This is a genomic window from Erythrobacter donghaensis (assembly GCF_001557325.1).
Classification (GTDB): Bacteria; Pseudomonadota; Alphaproteobacteria; order Sphingomonadales; family Sphingomonadaceae; genus Erythrobacter; species Erythrobacter donghaensis_B.
The window spans coordinates 1-4,020 of record NZ_LSJS01000105.1 but is presented as its reverse complement, the minus strand read 5'-3'; the positions used below and the strand labels follow the sequence as shown (position 1 = coordinate 4,020).

Annotated in this window: 5 protein-coding genes; 1 reads left to right on the top strand and 4 read right to left on the bottom strand. The window is 52.5% G+C overall.

Going from position 1 to position 4,020, the window contains the following annotated elements:
• Positions 1 to 341: 341 nt before the first annotated feature.
• From AX692_RS18915 to AX692_RS05745, 4 genes are all read right to left on the bottom strand, one after another.
• Positions 342 to 1,142, bottom strand: a complete 801-nt coding sequence (locus tag AX692_RS18915; protein WP_155646269.1) for a hypothetical protein — start codon at positions 1,140 to 1,142, stop codon at positions 342 to 344.
• A 39-nt stretch (positions 1,143 to 1,181) separates the two neighbouring features.
• Complete coding sequence (locus tag AX692_RS05750) at positions 1,182 to 2,372, bottom strand: MFS transporter (protein WP_081095161.1); 1,191 nt, start codon at positions 2,370 to 2,372, stop codon at positions 1,182 to 1,184.
• Positions 2,373 to 2,454: 82 nt separating this feature from the next.
• Positions 2,455 to 3,000, bottom strand: coding sequence for a helix-turn-helix domain-containing protein (locus tag AX692_RS20795; protein WP_081095160.1), 546 nt, complete (start codon positions 2,998 to 3,000; stop codon positions 2,455 to 2,457).
• A 47-nt stretch (positions 3,001 to 3,047) separates the two neighbouring features.
• A complete protein-coding gene (locus tag AX692_RS05745; RefSeq protein WP_155646268.1) occupies positions 3,048 to 3,641 on the bottom strand; it encodes a hypothetical protein in 594 nt (197 codons plus the stop codon).
• 156 nt (positions 3,642 to 3,797) lie between these two features.
• On the opposite strand from AX692_RS05745, the gene AX692_RS05740 reads away from it, so the two are divergent.
• On the top strand, positions 3,798 to 4,020 hold a 223-nt coding region (locus AX692_RS05740; protein ID WP_196491770.1), incomplete at its 3' end, for a transposase.

Genomic DNA, 4,020 nt, shown 5'->3' with positions numbered 1-4,020 from the left:
GCCAATTACTTCAGATCATGCGGATACGAACCGGAATGAACGGAAAACGCTCTAAACTCTCGCCTTGATCAATTCGCCCGGAAGCAACTTCAAGGGAGGCCATGGCCCCGGTCGCAAGATAGACCGGCAAACGAAATTGGGACACAAGGAAGGCGACTTCACAGCTGGGGTCGTAAGGAAGGATCGCTACGCTATCTGGCCGTAGGACCGCCTCACGAGGCACGGATCCAATGCCCTCGTTATCCGCAAGATCTGATATGACATACCGGACCAAGCGGTTCCAGTCGTCGGCTAGCGTGGCATCAAATGAAATCGAAAGCCCCAACGGTGGTCGCCCCTGCTCAGTCGACACTGTAGATCGTTCGTTGTTCGACTTGGCGCTGCCGGCGGGTCGTCAGGAGCTCAGAATACAGTCGAGTAAAATGACCAAACATTTCGTCATAGTCAAACATCCTATTGGCGGTGCCCGCATTGGTTGCTGGATATGCCGTGTTGTAAACGTTTGAGAAGGTTCGCTGGCGGGGACCGCGCAAGACGAGTGTGCACGTCATCTCAGTCTCGGGTAACTCCACTCGGTGCGTCGTATCATAGGAGAGATAGTACGTCCCACCTGCTTCGACCTTAAGCTTTCTGGCTTTTGTCAGTCCAAAGCGTCCCTGAAACTCGTAGAAGTTCTCGGCATTGAGGTTTTCTGGCGTGTATCGATAGCTTTGATAAGTATCCAGACCTGGATCAGCGACAAATTCCTGAGAGGACAGTGTTCCTACTAATATGCCAGACCAGAAGCTGAACCGATGGTCGTGGATAAGCTCGTCCTCGATTTCCTCTGCCGTAAATGGAGGGGCCCAAATATGAAGGGTGAGCCGATATCCGTTGTCATTGAGACAATCAACCAAGACTATCTTGTCGAAGTGATTGACATGACGATAGGAACGCGACCCAATTTCTTTGACAATAGCAGGGACTGACATTAACTCTCGCAACAGGTGCATGAAATGAATCGGTTCTGATATCTCTCTGATGAACTCCAAGTTGCTCTCGACCGAGCTTTCTGGTGGTGGGAGATTGGCTATATCACCGATCAACTTGCGGTAGATCGGCAGCGCCGATTCGCTCTCACTGCTTAGCATCACGGATTTCACTGACAATTATCCTCTCTTTAGGGGGGAGACGACGAAAAATCATGTGGCTGGGTAGTGCGAAAGGGATAATGCGCGCCGCTCACCGCCGGAAACCAGAAGTGAGATTGTGACGGCTGCTGGGAGCAAGAAGTACGGAATAGCGCCCCAGCCCCAACTTGATACAATAAGGCCAATGACCGGAGGCGCCGCTAGCGCTCCCAGTGCTCCAAACTGCGTGAGCAATCCGTTGGCAACTGCCAACTGGCTGCCAGTCGACTTTCGAGCGTCGATAAGTTCAGGAATACGCGCGAAGATAATCGGAGACAAAATGCCTCCAGCTGCCATAAAGATACTCAATGTAATTGTTGCAGGTAGCATTGATGAAGTTTCCGACATTCGGAAAAACATCCAAACTGATGCCATCATTAGGGTGCTGGCAGATATCACGATCAGCTTGGCTTGCGGCGCCTCGATGGTTTTCTTCCGAAGATAAGACCAAAGACCCAATGTCCCAAGCAGAGCAGCGAGCGAACTCACGCCAGCAGACACGGTTGCTTGCCATAGAGGGAAGTTTAGACGCTCAACTAAGAATGTTGGCGCCAGTAGAATGACGGAGCAGCTAAAGAAGGTGAAGACACCGAAACAGATCGTGTAGAGCAACATGGGGCTGTTCGGCGTGGCGATCTGAAATACCTCTGTCGTTTGATTTTTAACCAGAAACGACGCAACCAGCGCCAAGGCAACGCAGGCCGCCCAAGCAACCAAGATTGAGCTCAAAGACCCAATCTCGATGATCGCTCCCGTTCCTAGATTGCCCAGGCCTAATCCTATCGGAATGAACGTACTCCACAAGGCAAGTGCCTGACCGCGCTTCCCGTCGTCTGCTATCGTGGCGATCAGGGCGGGTGCAGATATGACGATGAAGAGGTAGCCGAACCCCTCTAAGATCCGCGCGCCGAAAAGCCCGTACACAGTCGTCACTAATGCTTCGAGAAGAGCGCCAATAAGAAGAAGGACAAGCCCTGTACGAAGCGCAAAGACGGCTCCTAGGCGGGCAACAATAAGTCCGCCCAGCAGTCCTAATGAAGCGCCTCCGATTTCGATTAATGAAATCAGAAGGCCAACTTCTGCTACATTAATTTCAAAAGTTGCTGAAACCGAAGGCGCAAGAGCTGAAAGTTTAGTCAGCTGCGCGGCCGCTAAGACCCCACACAGCCAAACGATCAAAATTCTTTGCCATTGCGATGCCATCACTCCATTTAACGAGTGAGCCGATCAAAGATCAACGAATAAAATATTCGCAGACACTGACCCTCGGCAGGTAAGTTAACCGCTATTCAATGACTTGGACTAATCTGCCCGTAAAGCCGTGCGCTAACATTAACGTCTCCCAGCGAATTTTAGCGGGTGGAATTGGCACATCTGTACTTTTGTTTCCCTCGGTCCAAAACTCGTGAACCAAGTTAATCTTATCGTACCAGTCAATGTCTCGAAGTCGTTTTTCTGCCTCAATAATTTCGTCCGTTGCATAACGCCACAGCGAACAATTCAAATATTGGTTCACGCCACCTTGCCAAGGGCGTGACATACTCTTCGAGGCGGCCAGAAGGCGGTGCGTTGAATCACAAACGAGCAAAACTCGCTTTTTGGAATTTTGAACGAGGGACTCGACCAGTGAATCAGTTTGATGTGGAGCGTATTTACGGAGGAATTCTATAATTCGTGCTCTTTGAGCGTTGTCGGGCGCATGTCTACCGGTCTCCCATCTGGATAACGTTCCTTGGGTTATCCCAAGCTCACTCGCGACGAAGCTTTGCTTCGTTCCAGACAGTCTGCGAAAGCGCTTGAGAGCGAGCGCAACCGGTATATAGTATTCCATAAGATTTGTTGCCTCGCGATACGTTCCCGGTCGTGGTGCCGACAAAGCTAAATTGCCTCACTCGAGATATGCCATGACTTGGTAAGTTGCTTAGTTTGTGTGGCGGACAGCTCAGTTGATGCTCGTGAGCGGGTGAAATAGAACTGGATCATGTTGATCCACTCGCAGATGCTATTCGCAGCAAAAAACTGACTGCTGGGCTCATCCAAGCACCAGCCGTTCGCTTCGGCAAAGAACGCGGCTGTGGTTACCATGCACGTCGCTTCTTGCCGGTCCTGCGGAGCGGCAACGCTGGATCGACCGCCGCTTTCGATGGCGAGCATCTTCTTTTCGAGCGCCACCGCCTCGCGTGTCGTAAACCTTCGCCCACATGGTGCTCGCTCACGCGCGATCAACTCGCCCGCTTTGCTGGTATTTCCGACGGCTGCTGCAATCGGCGTCGCATTGCCTTTGCCGCTGACTTGCTCACCCGCACGCGTTTTCAATGCGGCTCCGAACTCCGGTTCGCGCTCTGAGAGTTGCCGCGCGGCGGTGACCTGCGCGAGCCAAGCAGCGGCCTCTGCCCTCCCTTTCGCCAATAAATCCTTCTCCGTTGCGGGCGGTACGGCCGCCACGGCAAGCGCGAAGGTGATGGAATCCAACGACACGGACCGGTGCATAACCGTCTAATGATAAAGCGTAAATAGATTCCTTTGCGTGAAATGTCCGTTTTGAGGTCGATTGTGTTGAAAAACTCGGCCTTGCAATGGTGCTAAAGTATTGATTCAATGTCTCTGCCAGCAAGCGGAGACGGGCGTATGATGGGTGAGCGGACGGTGGCGCAGGAGGCGCTGTTCTACAGCTTCAACCTGGAGCGGCATGTTCCGCAGGATCACCTGCTGCGCTCGATCGATCGGTTCGTTGATCTGTCGGGCATTCGCGAACATCTGCGCCCCTTCTACAGCTCGACCGGTCGGCCCTCGGTTGATCCCGAGCTGATGATCCGGATGCTGATCATCGGCTATTGCATGGGCATCCGGT